Below are 21,022 nucleotides of genomic sequence, written 5' to 3' on the forward strand. Positions count from 1 at the left end.
GAGGCTAAACCTCCCACGGTTTTGACCCGCCCCCTCCCTCGGGGGTGGGGCACTGGCGTGCCGCAAGCGAAATCGACAACGATTCTCAATTGCAGGAAAGGCGTCGCAACTTCACGCTCGCCCTGCTCCAGCGGCAGCCTCGGCGGCAGTCTTCAGCTTGTGGCACGGGATGCAGAGCGCCTGGAGGTTCTCTTCATCGTCCGACCCACCGCGAGCGCGGTTCACGATGTGATCCACCTCCAGCTGTAGCGTTACCAAGCCACAAGCCCGACATGTGTACTCATCACGCAAAAGAACTGCGGCGCGCTTACGGCGCCAAGGACGCCCTCCTCGCCCTGCCCCCCAGCCTGCTTCACCCTCCGGTCCAACTGGCAGGGCGAAGGACCTGCCTTCGAGTTGTTTCATGCGAGGCGGGAGTGTTTTGAGTCGAGGCATGCATGACTGACCTTTGGCGACAATTTTCTGATTCGCGCAACGTGTCGCGACGAATGCTTTGATCGATCTTCCAGCTTTACGAAATTCCCATTCATCCACCTTCCTTGATAAATGCACATCAGGGATTAAGGTGTATGGATGACCAACAGGGGGCCAGATGATGGGGGAAGTATTTATCGTGCAAAAACGACCCGCCCACGGAGTTTCGAACGGTTTCTACTACCGAATCGTCGACATTCGTACAGGGGAGGCAGTGAATCGAAATTTCTTACAGGCTGAACAGGCAGACAGCCATTGCCGTCAACTGAATGGAGTGCTTTCTCACCCCATCACAGCCGACTCTCCTGTGGTCTTCCTAAGGCCTGATTGGTAATTGGTTTCAACTGTCACTTCACCAGCTTCGGCTGTAGGACCACGCGGGCGATCATCACCAGCAGACCCAGTACGCCGTAGGCCACCGGTGGCAGCACAGCCTGAAGTTGCGGCATCAGCTGCTCAGCCACGCCCAGCACTGTGATAGCGCCGCCCGCCTGAACACTGGTCATGCTCAGCGCTTGTTTCCAGTTGTCGATCAGTTGCATGGATCACTCCTGCCGTTTGGGCAATTTGAAGTCGGTGAATCGGTCAGCCAAGGCTGCAACCTTCTTCACGCCGAGCGTGCCGATGCAGGCGCCAACGGCAGCTGCAAGGCTCGATGGGAGGTTGAAATATTCAAGCAGCGGGAATGCTCCGGCTGTGATCGCACCACACAGGCAGGATTCCAGCAGGGCCTGACGTCGCCCCCCGCCGCCGTAGATGACGCGGAGGAAGGCAATCCAGCACGACAGCGCCGCGGCATAGAACATCGGGGCATGCTGGCTAAGCCAGGCCATGACGATGAGCCATGTTTCTGGGTTCTTCTCTGGCATATGTGGCATCCAGCGTCCTCCCTTGCGGGGAGCGATATAGGTTCGGCCCCAACATCACTCCCAGCTCGGAGCGATGGGTGTGGTGGAGCCGAAAACGAAAAAGCCCCGGCAAATGCCAGGGCTTCGGTATTTCTTGATGTCTTAAGCGCGTGCTTCGCACCCGGGACGAGATGTGTCGATGACCAAGTCGCCTTCAACGCGGAAGCCAATCATCCCGACCAAGAAGGAATGGTTCAACTGGCTCATGACCACATCCGTCAGGCCTACTGCGCAGGTGTCTTGCTGGATGGCGTTATCCATTGCTGTCTTCATGTTTGGGATCCCCGTTGGGAAGATAATCACTGGGTAATTATCCTCTCCAGTGACGCGCTTGCCCTTTACAAATTTCGAGGCATTGATGTTGTAGTTCTTCGTGCTCGCGACGGTCATGTCAGCAACACGAATAGTACAGCCCGAGGTTGCAACAGCAGCAAGAAGTAGGGCGATAGCGGCTTTTTTCATGGGTCCCTCCTAAAATTAGGGCGGGAATATATCAATTGGCCACTACCAAGGACAGGAGTTTCCAACAAAAAAACCCAGCGATTGGCTGGGCTTTTTTTGTCGTCTCTCATAACGCGCAAGATCGACATGATGGGGCTAATTTATGATCATTCCGCCACTACGTCAAGCGGCGTCGATGAAGATTTCTTCCCGATCGAATATCTCAGTCGCATGGATTACTGCAGCCTCCTCCAACGACTCAAGACGCTTTGCGATGCCGGTCTTCCAGCGTCGGCGCGTCGACTCTGGCTTGCCTTCAATGTCCCAGGTGTTCATGTCGTAGAACTCAGCCGGAAGCACGATCATGTCAGTGGAGCGCTTGCCAGACTGGACACCCTTGAGTCTCGGGATGGCCCACGCTGTGAGCGCCTTATAGATGAACAACTGCGGCGCGGGAGAAACCATCCGAGTCACCAGGCGGCCGATGGCTGCGACCTTGTTGGCCTTGTGTGTCGAGTACTTGGCGACCAATACATCCCACTGCGCTGGGTCAAGCTGACGATGCAGGAGCGCATAGAGGCAGCACTCGTAATCGAACTTGTCGCGCACTGACAGCGAACTGCCGGTACCGCCTGAGCGCAGATCAGCATCGATGAGTTTTTGCCAGGACTGCTTCGTACTGTTGTCGATGTTGTCGGCAGCCAGCACCCGCACCAGTGTGCCCATCACGTCTTTATAGATGCCCATGACTCAATCCCCCCGGAAAGTCGTGCGGCCAGCGCCGCGCGTATTGTCTTGCTGGTAGTGCTTGGCTTCAGCGCTGGGCGCCGAGCAGTCGAGCTTCTTCATTTGTGCTGTCAGGCTGCGTACCTTCAGGCCGAGCTGAACCACCAGGTCATGTATCAGTAACGGCTCCAGCGTCTCGGCACGGACGAACCCGGACGAGTGACAGCCGATGCATTCGAGTTGGTGGAAGACACCCTGGATCAAGCCGGCGCCATGGCATGAGGGGCAATCAGTCATCGGGATCAGGCAGCGCACAAAGGCGGGGCCATGCTGCTTTTTCATCGTTTTTAAACCTCGCCTTTTATGGATTCGTGATTGGGCTAGAGGCCGCGCCATTCAAGGCCTCGACGGCATTCTGCGAATTTCCGTTTCTAGTCTTGGTCGAGCGGTGAATCAGGTCGAAGCCCTTCCCGTCTAACCATTCGTGCCACTTGTTCAACGCATCGCGCTTCAGCTGTTCGGCGGACGTGTGGATGTAGGTCTGCACGTTGCGGGTCATCGTGTGGTTCACCAGCATCTCGCCAATCAGGAAGTCGACACCAAGGTCTGTCCAGCCGGTACGGGCCACCTTGCGCAGGTCGTGGCTGGTCCACTCGCCTTTGCCCAGGCGGGTGAACACGGCACACGCCTGGCTGTCGCTGATCGGCCCACGGCTGCGCGCTGGGAACAGGTAGGCGCCCTTGTACCCTTTGGCCGACTGCCAATCCCGGTACCGCTCGAGCAGCGCGCAGACCTGGTGGGTGATCGGCAACCGATGCTCGCAACGGGTCTTGGTGTTCTCGGCCGGGATGAACCACTCGCCCTGCTCACCCAGGGTCAGGTGTACCCACCGGGCCATGCGAGTTTCCCCGACGCGGGTGCCATGGCAGAGCATCATCAGAGCCAGCATGCAGTCTTGCGGGTGCTGATCGAAACCGTCGGCCAGTTGCTCGATGACTTCCTCCAGCTGCACTGCGCGCAAGCGGGACGGCTTCGGCAAGATGCGGGCTTTGGTGAAATCGGTGAACTTGAACCCGGCGATGGGATTCTTGGCGATCAGGCGCAGCTTCTCGGCCTGGCGAAAGGCGACCACCAGCACGCCCCACATCAGCCGGACATAGGACAGTGACATTTCGGCTTGCATCGGCCACATTACCTGCTTGTCCAGGGATGACCGGTCGACTTCGTCTACCAGCAGATCACAGAGGCGTGGCTTGAGGTGGCAGGTGATGATCGAGGTATTGGTGGCCCGGCGCTTGGCCGACAGGCTCCGCTCAGTCGACTGACGGACCATGAACCAGTCCAGCAGCTGGCCGACCGTCTGCAATGTGCCGGCGGCGGCAGAAGCTTTCGGATCGGCCGCCAGGCGCTCACGAATCTTCGGCAGCGCACTGATCAGTCCTTTCGCCGGCAGCTCCGGGAAGCCGGCGATCTTCTCCCATTTCTTGCCGACTACCAGGTGCCACGACCCGCGCTGGCGGTTTTGGTGAAACCGGAAATACACGCCCGGGTACCGCGCGTCGCGCATGTCCCGCACGCGCAGGTTATCGGCCTGCCGGCGGATCTCGGCGTCCGAAAAGGTGGTCAGCATCGTCTCGCTCATGCGGCCACCACGGTCGGCGCGAGGCGCAAGTAGGCACGGATCTGCTCCATCGCGTCGAAGTGGCCGCGGCACACCGCCGCCAGATAGCCCTGAGTATTGAGCTTGCGAATGCGCTCGTGCTGGCTGTCCGAGATCGCGGCATCGTACGGCGGGGTGGCCTTGAATTCGATGTACAGGCCAAAGAACCCGCCGCGGGCCATCGGCAGGACCAGGTCAGGGATTCCGGCTTTCACACCCTGGGCCTTCAACTTCGCGGCGACCGCCTTGACGCGATGCCCGCCGTTGGGGACATGAAAGATCAGGTCAGCGACTTCCGGCATGCGGGCGCGCAGCTCAGGCATCAAAGCCGCTTGCTCCAGCCCCTCACGATCGACTGATTTTGCGCGGGTGGCCGGGGCTTTGAACAACTTCATGGCTACCGGCTTCATTTACGGTCACCACGCGCTTTCCGGTACCGGTCATTTAGGCAGCGGCACACTTCGTAGAGCGCCCAACTGGCGAGGATCATCAGGACGAGCAAAGTCATTGGGTCAATCATGCAGCCCCCTTTACGGTCAGTATTCCGGCCCGAATCAGGGCCTCATGCGTTTCGGCGATGGCGCGTGGCATGTCCTGCCAATCAACGTCGCCGGCGCCACGGCCATCGATCACGTCATGGCAGGCGTTGCACGCGTACACCGCGACGGTATCGAAACCCTTCATGCCCATGCCCTTCTGCCCGCACGGCAGATGCGCGAGCACGGTGGTGGCCGGGTTGAAATTGCAGATGCCCGTCAGGCGCACAGTGCATTCCTGGCCGTTGGCTGAGGCGCGGAGTTTCTTCGAGGTCACGCGCATACCCGCTCCCCTGTTGTGATATCGATAACTTCGCAGGTGGATGGCCACATCGACTGGCCAAACCGCAGAGCTGCTGCCGAGTCTGCGAACAACGCCACGGCGCGATCAGGCTGGTAGCCCAGGTCCCACTTGTAGCCGCAGCTGTGCACGGCAAAGCGGTACTCGGCTGGGTCAGTGGGCGCGAGATACGGGTTAGGCATGATGATCGCCTCCCACGGCACGCGGCGAGGGCGTCAACCCGAAGCGGCGCAGGAGCTGCTCCCGGGCGGACTTCCCGTCAGCGGGAATGCCCATCCGCGACACCTGGGCCTGCGCAACTCGTTCGGTCAGCTCAGAGGCCAACTCGACTTGGGACTTGCGACCATCGTGTCCGATACCAACGGCGATCTCTTCCAGCGGAAGCCCCTTCACCAGCCTGCGAATCGTGATGTCGTAAGCCCGATCGAAAACCTTGCTGGCTATCTCGGGAATCTGATCGCAAAGGTTGTGGATCTCACATTGGAGCGCGGCATGCCGTACGGCCGGATGAGACCAGGTGCGCTCGCCAAACCGGCTCGGGTGCGAATTATCCAGGGCTTCGCGGAAGGCCTTTTCGTGCGAAGGAATACCCAGCATTTCAGCGGTGGGCTGGCACCACTTGATGAACTTTCCGACGCTGGGCGCGAAGTCACCGCCGAGGTTTCGGCAGTTCTGGATGCCGTACCGGATCTGCTCGATCTGGTTGATGCCCTCGGCGATGAACGCTTTGATCCAGCTACGCTTCGCCGCGTCTAGGGTTTCGTCGTCTGGCCACGCCTGACGCCAAGCCGGAAAGATGGCCTTGAGCTCCTTGAACAGAGCGTTGACGACTTCGGCGGTCCCTGGGGCGAGCTGAGTCGGCACCGAGGGAACAACCGGCGGCAGATTGCCCATGGTTTGCAGGAGAATGGTGGCGCTTTTAACGGTCGGCTTTTTCGCGGGTGCGTTCATCACAGACCTCCAAGGTCGTCAGCCCAGCTGGTGCTATCGAAATCAGGCGCCTTGCCCTGCCCCGACGCCTTGACGCGTTCGCGCTTCACCCACTGCACCAACCGGAAGCACCAGCCAGCAGCCGAGTCGATGGTGGCGGGCTTGGCCACGAAGAAACCCTTGAACGCACGGACGGCGGCGTCAGGCACCGCGTCAGCAGGCAGACCAGCAATCGTGATCTGGTCGGACAGGGATTTAACATTCGGCTCCCAGGCAGCGAACATGGCGAAGCGTTGGCGATCATCCGGCGCATCGACGGCGACCTGGTCCTGTCGAGAAATCTCATCGGCCAATTCGCGCTGCAGCTGCTCTTCGGTTACCTGATGGTTAAGTGACGGATTGGGTGCAGATTCTGCACCCCGTTCTGTTCCAGGCTGCACCTCGTTCTGTTGTGAACTGCACCCCGTTGCGTCATCTGCATCCCGTTTTGTACGGGGTGCAGGATTTGCACCCCGCGATAGTTGAAGGTCGTAAACAACTGGACGACGGTCATGACGATCAATGTGCACGGCGGCGATGGCTTGATTGCCCTTTTGGATGAGTCCGGACTTCTCCAGATCGTCCAGCTTGTAACGAACGGTGCGCTCGGAAAGCCCGGTGTCTTGCGCCAGGGTCGACGCCGACGGGAATGCACCAGCGCCGTTCGATCCGGCATAGTTGGCCAGGCACAGCAACACATGACGCGCGCTTGAGTCTTTCAGGGACTCGGTGGGCAGAGAGAGCGCCCAGGACATTGCTTGAACGCTCACAACGAGTTTCCTTGGATTTGTTCGGCGAGGGTGGTGATGCCGCGGCGAGTGACCATGACTTGCTCGACGACTTTGAGCTCTTCGCGCTCGGTACCGACCTTCACCAGCTTGTGCTCAAGCAGTCCGGACGACAGGCGCGGTTGGAACGCAGACCAACTGGAGTGACTGGTCCGGCGATAGATCCAGCGGTTGTCGCTTAGCCACTTGAATAGCCGCAGAGGCGCCACGCCGAGCTGCTTGGCTGCGCTGGTGATGCATACCGAGCCATGGGTATTGGCGAGCCGATTCAACGCTTCGACCTTCGGCGCCTGCTTTAGGATGACGGCCTGAAGTTGAAGGTTTTGCTCTGCTTGGTCCGCCGCGAGCCTTAGGGCTTCAGGGAGAGTTTGCGGAACCGTGACAGCATGTCGTGACACGCTTTCTAGTTCGCTCAAACGTGTCACGACACGATGGCGAAGCGGAATGCTGTAGCCGGTCAAAAGGGTTTCGGTCAGAACCCGGTCGAGGCGAAATTCGGCGGTGTAATCGCGCCCATCCTTGAACTCGTGGAGATGGCGCAGATCTGCGCCATCAACAGCCAGGGCTTTGCGCATCACACGGATGTCGCGAATAACATCCTTATGCTGCTTTCCTGTGAGCTCGGCTATCTCCCGGCTCGACATGGTGATCGTATTGCTTGGAGCGACGATCGTGTTCATACTGGCCCCTCAGTGTTTTGCGTTTTGAAGAAGCCGGTCTAGCCACCGGCTTTTTTGTGCCTGCGATTCAGGCAGTTCCTTTTCCAAAGTCGCGACGAAGCCCGCCGGATGAGCTACCGCCCACAGCGTTCAATGTCCACACACGTCCTGATGTTTTGCCGTCCATTTCCTTTTCCCTAATGGTCTTCCTGGTGCGAGCGGCTTAACTGCCAGCGTCACCTTTTTTGCTCATCGGTCTCGGCCACTGTGTTGCGATTGCTTACCGGGCCTTGTGTAGCTCGATCACCGCGGCTACAGCCTCAAGGCTGGCTGACATGTACTTGGCATGCAGGGCGCGGATCTTCTTGGCTTCTGGGGCATTGATCTCGCCGTCCTCTAACGCGGTCGCCACCATCTGGTCCAAAGCGCCGCGCTGTGCCGAGGCATTCAGAGAACGCTGGTACAGGTCGACGTTATCCAGCTGCCCGGCCTCGGGCAATCGCACGAACACACCGCCGTACATGGCGCAGATGTAGTTCGGCAGATGCTCGGTTTTGGTTTCGCTTTCCAGGACGAAAATTTCGGTGTCGCTCAAAGGCTTACAGCCTGCCGTCTCGTAGATCTGGTTTTCGAGGCGCTTGTCCTTGATGCCAAGACGAGCCGCCGCACAGTCCATGCCGCCCGGGAAGGCGCTGGACACGGCTGCCATCACTTGGCGACGGGTCTCTAGTACGGGCGTTTTCATGTCCTAGTTTTTCCTTTGTACTGATACGGCCAAAATGCCATCACCGAAATGATCAAGGACGCATCCATGACCGAATCTTCCGAACTACAAGGCGAGATATCCGCCCTATGCTGCTTGGTCGTCGCCTTGGCCTCCACCCTTCCCTTGTCTTCTCAACTCAGGCTTTGGCCCGGGTTTGGGACGGTTGCGAGTCGGCTAAGAGAGTGGCTTGGTCATGAAGAGCCGCGAGAGTTTGAACGGGCGACTGCGTCGTTCCGTTCGCAGCTAGTTAAGCAGCGCCTCGCAACACTTTATGAGCGAGGTCGACGAGATCGGGACGGAGACCAGCGATGGTGATCTCGCCGCCAGATGCGTCTTGAAGGCGCGCAGCAAGCTCTGCGGATGCTTTACGATGACCACCCGCAAGCTGCCACAGATGGCCGACCGTGGTCTTTGCGGCGATTGCAACTAACTGGCGGCGATCGTTTGTAGCGCTAGCAAGCCAGTCACGAAGATGCTCACTCATATGGTTTCTCCTTACGCATGGCATAAATTTAGCTTAGGGCTAATTTATGAGCAAGGAATATTTAGCTATGAGCACATTTAGCATTCAGCTAAACACTGGCATGCTTGCGCGCATGGATATCTACGCGATTCGCAAACACAACCTGGTCAAATTGATCGGTAGCCAGAGAAAAGGGGCCTGCGCCGAGCGCTGGGGGATGGCCCCTGCTCATCTGAGCCAGATTCTTTCGGACAAAACTGCCAAGAACCTTGGCGACGACGTAGCTCGACGCATCGAGGCCGTTGAAAAATTGCCGCGCGGCTGGTTTGACTCGATGCTCGTCGACGAGGTGTTTACGCACCCTCAACCAGAGAAGGCCGAGTCAGCGAATCCTTTGAAAGTTGTTGAATCGGCTTCTTCTGCCTCGGATCAGATCAAGCAGATGCTTGCGAAGGTCAGGGGGCTGACCATGGAGGCGCGAGACAGAATAGTTGCCGCGGCAGAAGAGCCAGAAGACGGCCCCACTGGTTATCTCCCGTCGAGTCTCGCCGGTCTGAGCCCGACAAATGAAGAGATCCTCATTCCTCAGTACGACATCCGCGCCGCGATGGGGCACGGACAAGTCCCGCCCGAGTACAGCGAAGTAGTGCGCAACTTGGTGGTTCGCGAAGAGATCCTTCGCGAAAAAGGCGTCACTTACACTTCTAAGACGGCTCTGGCGATGATCAACGGGTGGGGCCAGAGCATGGAGGGAACCATCAATGACAAAGACTTGGTGATAGTCGACAAAGGCGTGAAAGACTTCATTGGCGAGGGAATCTACGTTTTGACCTGGCATCAAGAGCTGTATATCAAGCGACTGATGCGCCTGGACGAGGATCACTATCGACTGATTTCGGACAATCAGCACTATGAGAATCAGACAGCCAGAATCGATGATGTGACGATTCACGCCAAAGTTCTGCTCATCTGGAATGCCCGGAAGGCGTAAGTGATTCCCCTCACTACCCCCGGCCAACTGCCACGTCAAGACCTGAAACGGGATGCTGCATTGATTAAATGGTCTGACGTCGACCTACTCCAGGAGGTACTAAGCTCTCGGAAGCCGGCCATGAAGACGAGCTCGCGAGTTAATGAAGATTGCCGTGGGTTTTGAGGAGACTGAGGATCGGTTGCCAGGTTATACGAATGTGGTGAATTTGAGAGTTTACATTTGAAACCATTGAAACTTAGGCTTCTTGAATTCCGACTTTGCTAGCGCCCCCTCTTAGGGACAACGCAGCTTTCCGTCCCCCCCTTTCTTTCCGCCGCGAAGAGTATTCTTTAAAGGCATCCTGAAGAAAAACCAGAAGCGCAAGAGTCATCCGATGCAACTCACCAGACGACACTGCAACTGATCTAAAATCTTGATGCGTTAATGAGTGCCGTGCTGTGGTCATTTTCTCTGCAGCACGCTCTTTAAACGCAACTTCGGATGTCGACGCACAATATTGCTCATCAAGGCATATCTCTGCAAATGAAACCGTTGCATAAGCCAGCGCGGACCGGGCGCCACGTTGGTGGTTAACATTCCAACTCAAAGCTCCACGACAATGCCCCAAAAGCTCTAGCTCAGAGTTATAGAAATCAAGTCGGTCTGCAAGTTTGAAAATACTATCGAGCGGAAAAAAGAACTCAAAAATCTTATAAAGCTCAAGATAGAAACTTATCAACCTGCTAGATTGTATTGCCGTTAATAGCTGCTCAAAAATCCAATCATGCCCATCGGATGGTATTGAAAGTGCCACCTCAACTATATGCGAATAAAAATCCGCAACATAAGACTGCCCTCGCTCCAGAAGCAAAGAAGCTTTTAAGCACACAACCCACATATCATCATAACCTGCACTACCTTTAAGATCAAAAACATACACCCTTGGAAAATAAGGCAATAAATCGTCTTCAAAAATAGGTAGCGAATCCACAAGCGAATGAGGTATTTTTTGAAAAGCAGGTACATTAAACCTTGTAACTAAATATGCAAACTGCAAAAAATGCAACTCACCATCTAGAAACTCCGAGAATGAGTCATCCATTCTAAATTCCGGCAAAACTCCCGATGAGTGGCTTATAAAAATCTTCCTCCCGGAGTCGTCCTCAATGAGTACGTAGAGCAACGCATCATGCTTGAGACTATCAACTATTCGCGTGCACTCTATCTTGGCTATCCCTTCAGATACCAAAGCCTTGAATTCCGGGTCGTGTTCATCAACCGGATTCACCCAGAATTTTTGAGCTACAGAAACTCCGTCTGGCGCAATCATTTCTGAGCCAACCCAATTACGAAGACTGACGCTTAGAAGCTCTTTGATATTAATCGACAAAACTATCTCGCTTTCCAGCAAGGCGATAGAGAGCCTTGAGCAATTAGTTGGGGAGTCTTAGACAACATAAGAAGAAATGCCCGCTTATACAAATTCCGTTCATACTCACCAATACGGCTCGATTTTGCGGTCAGCATCTGATTCAAAGTATCTAAATCTATAAACTCAGCAAGCTGTTCGCTGGATAGAGATGCCATGTACTTAGTTAGATCATTCGCGCTTTGTTTGACCTGCTTTATCTCTGCCTCTGCCGACTTCAAATCATAGTCAAAGCCGGGCGATCCTAACAGCCTCTCAGCAATTGAGACAACAAAGCCAATAGACGCAGGCGCCGAAGTAAAAATATCTCGGCCTGATTTAACTTTTGCCTCTTCAAACACCACAAAATCTCGCGTAACTCTATCGAATTGCAGATCTACCTGAGCCATAATTTTGATTGTATCAACAAACAATGGAAAAAATGCATCACTAGAAGTAGCTTCAGTGATATCAATTTTCGCAAACTCTTCCGCAACTCGCTCTCTAATATCAACATCAATAGATCTAGATGTATAAGCTAAAAAAAGCTCAATAATACGCGTGCTTCGATATTCCCGAGCCTGGGATCTACGATTATTCTCATCAAGCCCAATGACGCGAATATTTTTAACTTCTGATGATATCTTCGCGATTATTGGGCGATAAAGAGTCTCCAACTGTCGCTTGAGATCCCACGGAACTTGACCGGTATTAAGAACCAACATTCGATAAATCAGACTCTCCACTTTCCGGGCAAGCCATATTTCAACGCGAACCATTGGCTCTATGCCGCCCTCCTCCTTTGCCTCCAACAAAGCAGTAGTACGCTGCATACCGTCAATAATTGACAAGTCGATTTTTGATTCTAGCAGTGCCGCTATTAACTCGGCAGAAGTTTTAAGCTTCTTTAGCCGATTGAGGATAGCAGGCTTACTCACCGCACCAATAACGATTGGAGGAATCACCGCACCTTTTTTTAGATCTTCTACCAACCGACTTCGAATTTTCAATCCGGTTTTGGTGCGAATTGGAGCACGCTGTCCATTCAATCCTCCTTGTTCGCTGTATGCATTCTCTACGAGAGCCAAATATTTAGAGAGAGTCATCGTACCCATTATAGAGATACAATTACTATTTTTATCTTCAAGCGTAATCAGTGGGAAGGGCATGGAGGTCTCGAAAGTCATTTTTCGATTAGAAGAGTATCGATGGGATTATCTATAAATAGTGTCGACTAGTAAATAGCCCTCATGGCGATCAGAATGGCGTTAGAGGCGCTAACTACACTGATCGCAGCAGAAGGATCAGCACCTAGTGTGCAAAAACAGCCCGCCCCTGCGGGCTTTTCTTTCCCTTTCAAAAAGGCGCCACCTCCTCCACCATCAGAAACTCATCGTGCGCCTCAACCTGATGATCGTCCCCAGGTGACGCCTCCCACCTCAGCGTGATTGATTCATCCTCGTCGTTGAACGTCATTTCTATCCCGTCCACCTCGGACAGCACGTCCATCACCTCCTCCCACTCCCGATCACCGTCAGTATCGAGTCGATGAATCGTAACCCATCGCTGATCCTGAGCAATCGGGTGATTGATCATGTTCGAAACCCTGAGATTCAGACGCTCTATTCCAGACATCGGTTTCCGTTCTTGCTGCTTTTGTTTTTGTGCGGCGGTCATCAGCCATCCCTTAATAGCTGTATGTATGTACAGCATTAGAAAATCATAGCTCAGTGCTAAGCCGAAGGTAAAGGCCATCCTGTTACATCGTTGTCGACGCGGCGCCTCCCAAGCGTTGTGTCAAATTTTCACGCCCAGCTAAATATATTTAGCCATGAGCTATTGACTGGTTTTTAGCCTGGAGCTAAATTTCACCTCATTGCAACGTAGCACCGCGCTGCCGGGGCGAAGGCCCAAGCTCTTTAATAACTTAAAACACGCTCCCGCTGCGGAAACAACAGTGGGGCCTCCTGTCCGGCAAGGACAGGGAGGGTCGATGCAAAGGCTCTCAACAAAACCTAACGATTGGCCGCTACGCCTCTGCTGGTGACCGGCGATCCGATCTGACCTACCGCCACGGGAGTGACTTTGGCGCTGGAAGGAAACGCAGGGAGAACCTGCGGCGGACGAGGAATACCGAACTGGAGAATGACCCAAGTAAGCGTAGCGAGACGGCAACAACGGATTTCACTGGCTGGCCTTGGCGACAGGGCCAGACGGGAAATCAACGGGCAAGAAGGAATCGACAATGACTGTGGACATCAGCAACTTCACCATCGCTACCCCGCTTCCAATTTCCGACGCGAACCCTATCTCCCTCGACTTGATCGGTTGGCGAGCGCTGATCGAATGCCCAAGCGTCATCTCGATGCTTCCCGACGGATCGCTGCAGATGACAGCGCCAACCCTTGGCGCTTCCAGTACAAGCGTCCATCGAACTCGTTGTGAATGGAAAGAGCCTGGCTATTGGCTGTTTGCCAGTGCCGCAGACCATTGGTGCCGTCAAGATATGCGGCTGACGAAGGTCAATTCGTTGCAGAAGGTCGTGATCGGCCAAATTCATGTGCAGGGTTCCGAACGCCCTCCGGTAAAGGTGTTCTGGAACAAGGGCAAAATCACAATGGGGTTCCGGTCGAGCTACCTGCAGGACGATCCGGTCAACTCGACGGTATTGGAAAACGTGCCTCTCGGCGCACTCTTCAAAATCAACATTCACGCCAATTCGAGCGGCGCTATATCGGTATCTGCGAGCTGCAACGGCGCCAAATCCACCTCCGCGATCATGCGCCTCGACAACACCTGGGACACGAAGACTCTCGCTTTCCACGGCGGCGTATACAACCAGATCGACTACTCCGATTCAACCGATCCTGAGGACGCTTCGATTTGCGTGATCAGTGATCTATCCATCACTCACGGGTAAGACCAACCAGCGCCACGTCAGCCTGACGATAACTGCCCGAGCACCTGGTACTCCCCAGCACCAGGTCGCATCGGAGTGTGATCTGAGTACCGCCAGCCAGCGCGAGAGCAACGGCTGAGAAACGTCATGCAGATCACACCCCGATGCGGATGATTCTGCACCGCGCAAAGCGGCCCCCTGCATCCAGCGGGACCGGAAACAAATTGCACCTAACCGGAATGGTTTTTCCATCTCAAGCACGGAGGGTTTGCACCAATGCAGCGTTGACCGCTTCACCTGCGTGGCGCAGTAAGCCTGAAGGCTGCGCCCTTCACCCTGGCAGGCAGCGGGCATCTGCGCCGACGGTGTCACCGCGCACCAACCGGGCAACCGGTAGGCCACCCCAAAAGCTCAAGGTCACCGCTGATGATTCAAACCCAGGCTGTCGCCAGTAGCGGGCCTGGGAGGCGCTCACGTAGGGAGGTCTTCGTGACACCAACAAAAGCCCGGGTGATCTCGGGCTTTTTTACGCCTGCGTCTACCCGTCAGTACTCTCCCCTGCGCCCAACGGCAACCAGCAGGAGGCCCGAGTGCTGACGAATACACGCAACCCCAACGAGGAATCGCCATGCATCCATCACTTCAACTGCGAGTCGACGGGGTTGCCGCCCTGCGCGCTCGTGCAAGCATCGCCACCGCCGCGTTCTACGCCATGATTGGCAAGGAGCAGCCCTTGCAAGAGATTCGCTTCCAGGTCATCGCCAAGGGCACCCATGCCTATCACATCGTCGAGCGATCCACCGGCAAGGTGAAGGGGTTCCGCTGGACGTGGAAGGAAGCGATCAACCTGGCCCAGGTACTGGAAGCGCGCGCCGACGGCATCAAGCTCTCGCTGTCAGGTGATCGGAAATGATCGGCGTACCAATGCCCAACCCACGGGACTCGATAATCGCGAACCTGAACCAGCAACTGGATCACTTCTTCGGCGCAGGTCGCGAGGTGCAGGAAGTTGCCGCCGGCGTCACCGGCGAAAATGACGCCATGTTCGGCACCTCCCACAGCAACAAGCTGCGGGTCGGGCGCAACAAGCAGGCGCCTCGGCTGAAGGAGCTGGCCGACGCCGGCAAGACTGTCATTCAAGCAGCGAAAGAGATGGGCATGGAAACGAAGCGCGCCAGGCTCATCGCCCGCGAGAACAACATAAAGTTCCCGGGGCCGCCGTGAGACGCATCAGCAACCAGGTGCGCCAGCGCCGACGACAGACATGGCTGGATCTACCAGCCCACGGAATTGAAGAGGCAGGCCATGGTCAAGAGCAATGCGGATCGCTCAGCGAAAGCCGCGGCGAAGAGGAAGGAGCGCGGCGAAGAGGAAATCAGGCTGCACTGCCTGCCCGGCAAGCGCCAAGCGCTCACTGAGATGATGGCCTGGAGCGGTATCGAGGAACAGGGTGAGGCAATCACGCTGATGACTCATCATCTTCATGGATTAGGCCCTCAAAAGTCCGCGCCGCTGGTTGCCGCACCGCGACACGTCATCGAGCTATCCCAAAACGTGTCGCCGGCTTTTCATCGGAAGAGCCTGCAGTTGATTCATCAGGATATAGGGGACGAAATTCTGTCACCTGCTCCAGTAAGTGCCGATCTGGTCAGATACGACTGCAGCGCACACTCCTACGCCAATAGCCAAAACAGAGAAGAAGCCAGCTTTTGAAATTCTCTTCAACCAGACGAATGATGGCTCACCCACCTTCACCCGATCCCACTCCGTTTTCAGAATTTGCTGTGCCTCGACCGATATAGTCTCGATCCTGGTTCCCATGCCCTTGTCGTTGAAATTGTCCATGCTTATCAGTAGATGAATCAGTTTTTCATGCTCATCCGGATTCAGACGCAGTCGAATTCGAGAGATAAGCATGGCGATCTCCACATAATCCTCCTGATGAGCAAGCAGATACTCATCGACCTGTTCCGTTGATTTGCTTTGGATAATCTCTGTGGTGGTCATTTTGATCCCAAGTTGCGCTATCAACTGAGAGACATCGTTCCTTAAGGCATCAATCCACGCCTGCCGAAACTCTGAGGTTTTCTGGTCCTTTGCAAGAATAGAGACAACCAGAGACACAACGGCTGCAATCAGGCCAACGACGAGGGCGACGATAGCTGGAACGAGTAGATCTTCTTTCATAAAGGATCCGGCGGGAAATAATCAGCCGCGTATCAGACACGAACCAAAACCAAATTGCCACCAACGGTTACGGAGGGCCGCGCCTAACGGGAGGTAACTCCTCAACTTGGCGACGCTCTGAACGACAGTACCGCCGGTGGTACTTTTTTACCTTATCGAATTTTCACTTGACGAAATGACGGGCTTTGCTTGCTAACCATTCTCAGTCTATTGCGTGAAGGTAACTACGCATCAAACCAGCACCATTTCTTTTATGAACCTATCCTGCAATCTTGTCCCGAGATTTATTGCATACGTACGAGCGTAGATGAAATTACCACGCGCTTTGGCATGATTTCGCGCAGCAAGTTCTGTTTCCTGAGTTGAAATCGGATTGCTCATGGACACAAGATTAGGGTCCTGCACGTTATCTAACTTAGACTTCGAAACCTCCAAGATTTCTCTACTCCCATGCAAGTCCAAACAAACGCTGTAAAACTCCTTGATATCCTCAGCCAAGCCGGAAGAGACATAAATGCTAGCTGACTGTACATGGGGACCAAACTCCATAAACTCTCGCTGCATTGATTCCGAATTTGATTTTTTTAGCTGTTCAAAAGCAATGCGAAATTTCTCGTACAATATTTTTTGATAAAGATGAATATTTATTTGATTTGCTTGTTTTGCGGTGGCCACCGCTCGCCAAGAAAGAATCGCTGCAACTACAGAAATCAGCAGTGCGGCGCCCGCAATGCAATTTGCCCAAACCGCTGTATCCAAAATTGACTCCTTAAGACCGGCCCCATGCCGGGCCGAACACAAATAACCCACTTCAATGAATCACCCCACCGCATCCGGTCATGGAGGGCGACGCGAGAAAAGGAAGAGATGCTCTCCAATGAGGATTTAGTTGGGCTCGGAAGCAGAATTAACACCGTTGTACGAGGCACCCACCGTACCGCGAATCCTTGTTGTCTTACGGAAAACGCTTAACAGTGAATCTAACTCTTTAAGAGGGAATTCATTTTTTTTCGCAATCTCAATAATCTGTTCGATCGGTACATTTTTTTCTATTAGGGATATGAATAACTGACGCTTCTCCGCTAAATCGGAAAACGGATTTCCAGCATCAGCAGTCAAACTCGTTCTAAACTCCAAGTCCCTCACGCGACTTGATAGGGATCGAGTGTTTGAAAGTATTTCGGCCAAAATACTTTCTTCGGAACGAGGTACAACATCCACTAATTGAGGATTCGACTCTAATGCTAGTGCAAAGCCCTCCACAAACTGGGGCCAATAAGTTTCGAACACCTGCTTTAGGATTCGCTCATCAAGCTTGTTGATCTCCATGCATGAATTCAAAGAGCTTATAAGACTCCACATCGACGATCGCTCAGGAACAGTGTGATTGAACTGAGCCAAAGGGTCTTGAATATCGCTAGGTTGTAAATCAATCAAAAACGTACACACTCTGTTCGTACTTAATCCTTTCGCAAGCGCGCCAGTTTCGAAAAGAATCCACGGTTTGTTTTGATTTTCTTGAGTCAAGCATACAATACCAGCTGCCGTATCTTTAAGTTGATCTGAAATCTCAGAAAACCAAATTGCTCCCTTGTCAATATCTCGCGTGGATATCCACGGCTGAGACGCCTGAAGTACACACTTGATCCAATCGCTAATCAACTCCGCTACAGCCTTGCTCCTTTGCCCTGACCAACTGACAAAAACTTTCATGTCCGCTCCGTGCTCTCTAATAACAACTAGGGCGGAATATCTCATAGCCATCACGTAATTTCCATATGAAAAAAACTCAACGACCAGACCAGAAAAAGGTCTGAAAGACATTGGAGCCTTCATGATCCATTACCACGGCACACCGGTCGGCGGAACTCGGCAAGATGGCGCTCGCTTCCTTGCCTCTCGGCACGCGCTAGTGCCCTTCCCGCGCCAGGACGATATAGCCATCGTTGCTGAAGTTTGCCAGTCGTTCGTCTTCGACAACGGCGCGTTTTCCGTCTGGAAGAAGGGCGGCACCCTGGACGTCGACGGATACACCCGCTGGGTGGAACAGTGGCACCGGCACCCCGGCTTCGACTGGGCGCTGATCCCTGATGTAATCGACGGTAATGAGACAGCGAACGACGCACTTCTGGCGGCATGGCCGAGAGAATTGCATGGCGTGCCGGTCTGGCATCTCCACGAATCTCTAGAGCGCCTACAGAAGCTCGCATCTGACTGGCAGACCGTTGCAATCGGCAGTTCCGGCGAGTGGTCCAGCCCAGGAACCAATCCATGGTGGAAGCGTATCGGCGCGGCAATGAATGCGATCTGCGATGATAGCGGCCGACCAATATGCCGACTCCACGGACTGCGCATGCTCGACCCCGCTATATTTCAGCTATTGCCACTGGCCTCTGCCGATTCCACGAATGCAGCAGTGAATGGGGGCAGCATCAGTCGCTTCGGAATGTACGCGCCACCTACTGCTGGCCAGCGCGCGAACGTCATCGCCGACCGGATTGAGGCGCACAACAGTGCGCCGGCCTGGCAACGAGAAACTCAAGTTGAGATGGCGCTTTGACAATCGAGTCGGATTCGAACTTTTATTAACACCCTAACGCTGCCTTTTGGCAGCGTTGGTTATAAATCAAGCTAAAAACCAACCAAGTATTAGAAATTATCAGTAGACGTCAAATCACTCCAAGTCTGCGATGCAATTTTATTCGCAACCAAACCAATAACAGACGCCGTGTTTTGAGCTTGGGCCATAGCAACCTCCACACCCTTGGTGCTTTTTAGTTTAATACGACGAGGCTGACCATTTTTATCTTGTTTATAACCTGTGATAGTAATCCAATGCGCTCTATATCTAAGCCAATCAATCTTAGAGATTCTATCTTTTAGCTCTGAAACTGATAACGTCGGTTTCTTATCCCAATTAGCCTTTAAATTATTAACCTGCGAGTTATAAGCCTCTTCGACAGTTTTTCCGGCATCTTTGGCTCCTATAGCCGATACAAGAGGACCTATCTCATCAATGCGAGACCGATGATATGCAATTGCAAGCGCCTTTAACGCAAACGGCCAACCATGGACATACAATTTTCTAAAGGGGTCTGAGTCGGCGGGAGTTTCCTCCAACCAGGCCGGGCCAAAATTTTGCTCAAGAATCGCTATAAAATCCTTCGCAAAAGGAAGAAAGTGCTTAACATGAAAGTGCTTGAAGTGCTCAGTCTTCAATCTGCCTTCCGACACGACATTCAGCAATATTTGCTCCATCGTGCTCAAATCGACAAGACACTTAGTTGCTGTCTCACTGGTACTAGTATTGCGACCGGTTGCGAGCCTTGATTCAAATATCGTCCCAGCGATAGCACTGACACGCAACTCACTTAGTGCAGAAGATGTGTCCAGGCTTATCACAAGGTTTTTATTCTTCTTCGAACCCCGACCATTTCGATCAGCAAAGCTTTGGCCAGCCTTTCGCTCATCCATATTGAGTTCAACTTCTAGAGTCACCACTAAATTTTCTAGGGCACCAACGTCGACCGCGTCCTTAGAATTCGCTACCGAAAAAAGGGCCGCCGTCTGCGTTTGACCATCAGACTGCATGAGTGGCGACTTAGGCAAATATATTATCCCATACAAACTATTTGGATTAGTTTCATCCAAGGCAACAAAAACAGTTTGATCAAATACAACTGATGATTGCCACCCAGAAATCGTAGGTAGATATAACGGTCTATCCCCCCTAATTCCCTCTAGTATATAATCTCGGAAATCAATCTTATTTTGTGCCTTCTGCCCCTTAAAGTCGCTTTGAGTACGCTCATGCATTTCGGTCATTCGCAAAGCGTCATAATTATCGGGTGGAGGATTCGAAGGATCATATCGAACCATTTCAACAAATACGCTTAACGTAGGATGTGCAGTAACCAAAATACGCCACTGCCCACTATCGGAAACGAAACCTTTCCGACTAAGTGTTGCATGGAGTCTAATATAGTTAGAGGTTGGACTCTGAAATTCGTAAGCACTTCGCTCAAATGCATCAAGGTCATCAGAATTGCTTTGTGCACGTACAATCCGAAGCCCTTGATATTCTCCATCCTTTGGAATGCTATTGGTTAAAATAACTTTTTTAGCTAAGTTTGGTATAGCCATATTATTTAATCTCAACATATTCATTAGGAAGAAAAGGAATTTTTGGCAATACTTGCAATGGTGCGCCAACAACAAAACCAGATCGACGCAACCAGGATGGCAAAACCACGAACTCGATATTCAAGTTCATTACCTCGTTGGCAACAATCATCTCAGGCGAAAAACGAAACGCTGCAATTACTCCACGGATAGGGCGAAAATTCTCTGTTTTTCTCGCCAACGCAACATATTGAAGGATTTGCCCTAATGCCTTGTAGTCAGCGGAAATTTTAAATTCCCACTCCCGTATCAAATCACTTTTATCAATAGTGCGCATATCCGCACGTAAAAGCGTTCCGTCATAACCCTGTTCTGTTCTGGCCAGAATCTCTCCGTTACGGTGATCGCTAAGAGTTTCTGCGTAAGCATCGCGAACCCTGCATTCGTGCGCATAAATTTTAGCCCCATCCTCTGTCGCTACCGATCGCCCCATCGAACACCTCCTTGCCGTGGAGATGGCATCATAAATCTCGGAGATTTACTATGCAACATTAAAATTCACAAAGAGAATCTTGCAGCGACTCTGTACGCGCGATGCACTCATCCAACCCACCTGATACCCCCATCAGACGACAACTCTCGAGCCTGCCGATGAGCGGCGGGCAAGGAATCGCTATGTCCGATTTTCAAGCGAAATCCACGCGACCGTTCGCAAGGTGCGCAAATGCGGCGAGTGCCACGA

29 protein-coding genes are annotated in these 21,022 nt (G+C 53.5%); 5 read left to right on the forward strand and 24 right to left on the reverse strand.

Annotated features, from left to right (window positions below; genetic code table 11):
- Window positions 1-111 precede the first annotated feature (111 nt).
- The 15 genes from SOP95_RS04230 to SOP95_RS04300 form a co-directional block, all read right to left on the reverse strand.
- Window positions 112-435 carry an HNH endonuclease gene (locus SOP95_RS04230; protein ID WP_323606300.1) on the reverse strand — a complete coding sequence of 108 codons (324 nt, stop codon included), beginning with the start codon at window positions 433-435 and terminating at the stop codon, window positions 112-114.
- 386 nt (window positions 436-821) lie between these two features.
- Window positions 822-1,016 (reverse strand): DUF7940 domain-containing protein, encoded by a 195-nt coding sequence (locus tag SOP95_RS04235; protein ID WP_323606301.1) that lies wholly within the window; start codon window positions 1,014-1,016, stop codon window positions 822-824.
- Window positions 1,017-1,019: 3 nt separating this feature from the next.
- Entirely contained in the window at window positions 1,020-1,352 is a 333-nt protein-coding gene (locus SOP95_RS04240; RefSeq protein WP_274643402.1) for a phage holin, lambda family, read from the reverse strand.
- A 132-nt stretch (window positions 1,353-1,484) separates the two neighbouring features.
- Complete coding sequence (locus tag SOP95_RS04245) at window positions 1,485-1,844, reverse strand: hypothetical protein (RefSeq protein ID WP_274643401.1); 360 nt, start codon at window positions 1,842-1,844, stop codon at window positions 1,485-1,487.
- A gap of 162 nt (window positions 1,845-2,006) precedes the next feature.
- Window positions 2,007-2,570 (reverse strand): hypothetical protein, encoded by a 564-nt coding sequence (locus SOP95_RS04250; protein ID WP_323606302.1) that lies wholly within the window; start codon window positions 2,568-2,570, stop codon window positions 2,007-2,009.
- 3 nt (window positions 2,571-2,573) lie between these two features.
- Complete coding sequence (locus tag SOP95_RS04255; RefSeq protein WP_323606303.1) at window positions 2,574-2,891, reverse strand: hypothetical protein; 318 nt, start codon at window positions 2,889-2,891, stop codon at window positions 2,574-2,576.
- A gap of 19 nt (window positions 2,892-2,910) precedes the next feature.
- Window positions 2,911-4,191, reverse strand: coding sequence for a tyrosine-type recombinase/integrase (locus tag SOP95_RS04260; protein ID WP_323606304.1), 1,281 nt, complete (start codon window positions 4,189-4,191; stop codon window positions 2,911-2,913).
- Window positions 4,188-4,619: a VRR-NUC domain-containing protein gene (locus tag SOP95_RS04265; protein ID WP_323606305.1), complete on the reverse strand. Its 432-nt coding sequence runs from the start codon at window positions 4,617-4,619 to the stop codon at window positions 4,188-4,190. The genes SOP95_RS04260 and SOP95_RS04265 overlap by 4 nt, the downstream gene beginning before the upstream one ends.
- 106 nt (window positions 4,620-4,725) lie before the next feature.
- Window positions 4,726-5,028: a nuclease domain-containing protein gene (locus SOP95_RS04270; protein ID WP_323606306.1), complete on the reverse strand. Its 303-nt coding sequence runs from the start codon at window positions 5,026-5,028 to the stop codon at window positions 4,726-4,728.
- Window positions 5,019-5,228, reverse strand: coding sequence for a hypothetical protein (locus SOP95_RS04275; RefSeq protein ID WP_323606307.1), 210 nt, complete (start codon window positions 5,226-5,228; stop codon window positions 5,019-5,021). Before SOP95_RS04275 ends, SOP95_RS04270 begins: the two co-directional genes overlap by 10 nt.
- Window positions 5,221-5,997, reverse strand: coding sequence for a replication protein P (locus SOP95_RS04280; RefSeq protein ID WP_323606308.1), 777 nt, complete (start codon window positions 5,995-5,997; stop codon window positions 5,221-5,223). The genes SOP95_RS04275 and SOP95_RS04280 overlap by 8 nt, the downstream gene beginning before the upstream one ends.
- Window positions 5,997-6,770, reverse strand: a complete 774-nt coding sequence (locus SOP95_RS04285) for a helix-turn-helix domain-containing protein (protein WP_323606431.1) — start codon at window positions 6,768-6,770, stop codon at window positions 5,997-5,999. Before SOP95_RS04285 ends, SOP95_RS04280 begins: the two co-directional genes overlap by 1 nt.
- Before the next feature lie 11 nt (window positions 6,771-6,781).
- Window positions 6,782-7,483, reverse strand: coding sequence for a phage regulatory protein/antirepressor Ant (locus SOP95_RS04290; RefSeq protein WP_323606309.1), 702 nt, complete (start codon window positions 7,481-7,483; stop codon window positions 6,782-6,784).
- A 259-nt stretch (window positions 7,484-7,742) separates the two neighbouring features.
- Entirely contained in the window at window positions 7,743-8,207 is a 465-nt protein-coding gene (locus SOP95_RS04295) for a YmfL family putative regulatory protein (RefSeq protein ID WP_323606310.1), read from the reverse strand.
- A gap of 268 nt (window positions 8,208-8,475) precedes the next feature.
- The gene (locus SOP95_RS04300) at window positions 8,476-8,712 is read right to left on the reverse strand and encodes a hypothetical protein (RefSeq protein ID WP_323606312.1); all 237 of its coding nucleotides are present in this window, start codon (window positions 8,710-8,712) and stop codon (window positions 8,476-8,478) included.
- Window positions 8,713-8,779: 67 nt separating this feature from the next.
- Here SOP95_RS04300 and SOP95_RS04305 point away from each other — a divergent pair, with 67 nt between their 5' ends.
- On the forward strand, window positions 8,780-9,682 hold the full coding sequence (locus SOP95_RS04305) for a S24 family peptidase (protein WP_323606313.1): 903 nt from the start codon (window positions 8,780-8,782) through the stop codon (window positions 9,680-9,682).
- 238 nt (window positions 9,683-9,920) lie between these two features.
- Here the strand turns inward: SOP95_RS04305 and SOP95_RS04310 are convergent, their stop codons facing one another.
- The 3 genes from SOP95_RS04310 to SOP95_RS04320 form a co-directional block, all read right to left on the reverse strand.
- Window positions 9,921-11,054 carry a hypothetical protein gene (locus tag SOP95_RS04310; protein ID WP_323606314.1) on the reverse strand — a complete coding sequence of 378 codons (1,134 nt, stop codon included), beginning with the start codon at window positions 11,052-11,054 and terminating at the stop codon, window positions 9,921-9,923.
- Between the two features lie 2 nt (window positions 11,055-11,056).
- A complete protein-coding gene (locus SOP95_RS04315; protein WP_323606315.1) occupies window positions 11,057-12,241 on the reverse strand; it encodes a hypothetical protein in 1,185 nt (394 codons plus the stop codon).
- 187 nt (window positions 12,242-12,428) lie between these two features.
- The gene (locus SOP95_RS04320) at window positions 12,429-12,749 is read right to left on the reverse strand and encodes a DUF1654 domain-containing protein (protein WP_323606433.1); all 321 of its coding nucleotides are present in this window, start codon (window positions 12,747-12,749) and stop codon (window positions 12,429-12,431) included.
- A gap of 568 nt (window positions 12,750-13,317) precedes the next feature.
- Between SOP95_RS04320 and SOP95_RS04325 the strand changes: the two genes are divergently transcribed.
- The 3 genes from SOP95_RS04325 to SOP95_RS04335 all read left to right on the forward strand — a co-directional run bounded on the left by SOP95_RS04325 (window position 13,318) and on the right by SOP95_RS04335 (window position 15,195).
- Complete coding sequence (locus SOP95_RS04325; RefSeq protein WP_323606316.1) at window positions 13,318-13,992, forward strand: polysaccharide lyase family 7 protein; 675 nt, start codon at window positions 13,318-13,320, stop codon at window positions 13,990-13,992.
- A 607-nt stretch (window positions 13,993-14,599) separates the two neighbouring features.
- Window positions 14,600-14,884 (forward strand): hypothetical protein, encoded by a 285-nt coding sequence (locus tag SOP95_RS04330; protein ID WP_323606317.1) that lies wholly within the window; start codon window positions 14,600-14,602, stop codon window positions 14,882-14,884.
- Window positions 14,881-15,195: a hypothetical protein gene (locus SOP95_RS04335; protein WP_323606318.1), complete on the forward strand. Its 315-nt coding sequence runs from the start codon at window positions 14,881-14,883 to the stop codon at window positions 15,193-15,195. Before SOP95_RS04330 ends, SOP95_RS04335 begins: the two co-directional genes overlap by 4 nt.
- Window positions 15,196-15,300: 105 nt before the next feature.
- Here SOP95_RS04335 and SOP95_RS04340 read toward each other — a convergent pair whose 3' ends face one another.
- From SOP95_RS04340 to SOP95_RS04355, 4 genes are all read right to left on the reverse strand, one after another.
- On the reverse strand, window positions 15,301-15,456 hold the full coding sequence (locus tag SOP95_RS04340; protein WP_323606319.1) for a hypothetical protein: 156 nt from the start codon (window positions 15,454-15,456) through the stop codon (window positions 15,301-15,303).
- Window positions 15,457-15,591: 135 nt separating this feature from the next.
- Window positions 15,592-16,158 (reverse strand): hypothetical protein, encoded by a 567-nt coding sequence (locus SOP95_RS04345; RefSeq protein WP_323606320.1) that lies wholly within the window; start codon window positions 16,156-16,158, stop codon window positions 15,592-15,594.
- A gap of 231 nt (window positions 16,159-16,389) precedes the next feature.
- Entirely contained in the window at window positions 16,390-16,917 is a 528-nt protein-coding gene (locus SOP95_RS04350) for a hypothetical protein (RefSeq protein ID WP_323606322.1), read from the reverse strand.
- 126 nt (window positions 16,918-17,043) lie between these two features.
- On the reverse strand, window positions 17,044-17,871 hold the full coding sequence (locus SOP95_RS04355; protein WP_323606323.1) for a hypothetical protein: 828 nt from the start codon (window positions 17,869-17,871) through the stop codon (window positions 17,044-17,046).
- 121 nt (window positions 17,872-17,992) lie between these two features.
- Here SOP95_RS04355 and SOP95_RS04360 point away from each other — a divergent pair, with 121 nt between their 5' ends.
- On the forward strand, window positions 17,993-18,718 hold the full coding sequence (locus tag SOP95_RS04360) for a hypothetical protein (RefSeq protein WP_323606324.1): 726 nt from the start codon (window positions 17,993-17,995) through the stop codon (window positions 18,716-18,718).
- A gap of 89 nt (window positions 18,719-18,807) precedes the next feature.
- Here the strand turns inward: SOP95_RS04360 and SOP95_RS04365 are convergent, their stop codons facing one another.
- Both SOP95_RS04365 and SOP95_RS04370 read right to left on the reverse strand, forming a co-directional pair.
- Window positions 18,808-20,301, reverse strand: coding sequence for a hypothetical protein (locus SOP95_RS04365; protein ID WP_323606325.1), 1,494 nt, complete (start codon window positions 20,299-20,301; stop codon window positions 18,808-18,810).
- 1 nt (window position 20,302) lies between these two features.
- Window positions 20,303-20,773 (reverse strand): hypothetical protein, encoded by a 471-nt coding sequence (locus SOP95_RS04370; RefSeq protein ID WP_323606326.1) that lies wholly within the window; start codon window positions 20,771-20,773, stop codon window positions 20,303-20,305.
- Between the last annotated feature and the right edge of the window lie 249 nt (window positions 20,774-21,022).

This window comes from Pseudomonas sp. YuFO8 (assembly GCF_035065025.1).
GTDB classification, from domain to species: Bacteria; Pseudomonadota; Gammaproteobacteria; order Pseudomonadales; family Pseudomonadaceae; genus Aquipseudomonas; species Aquipseudomonas putida_AE.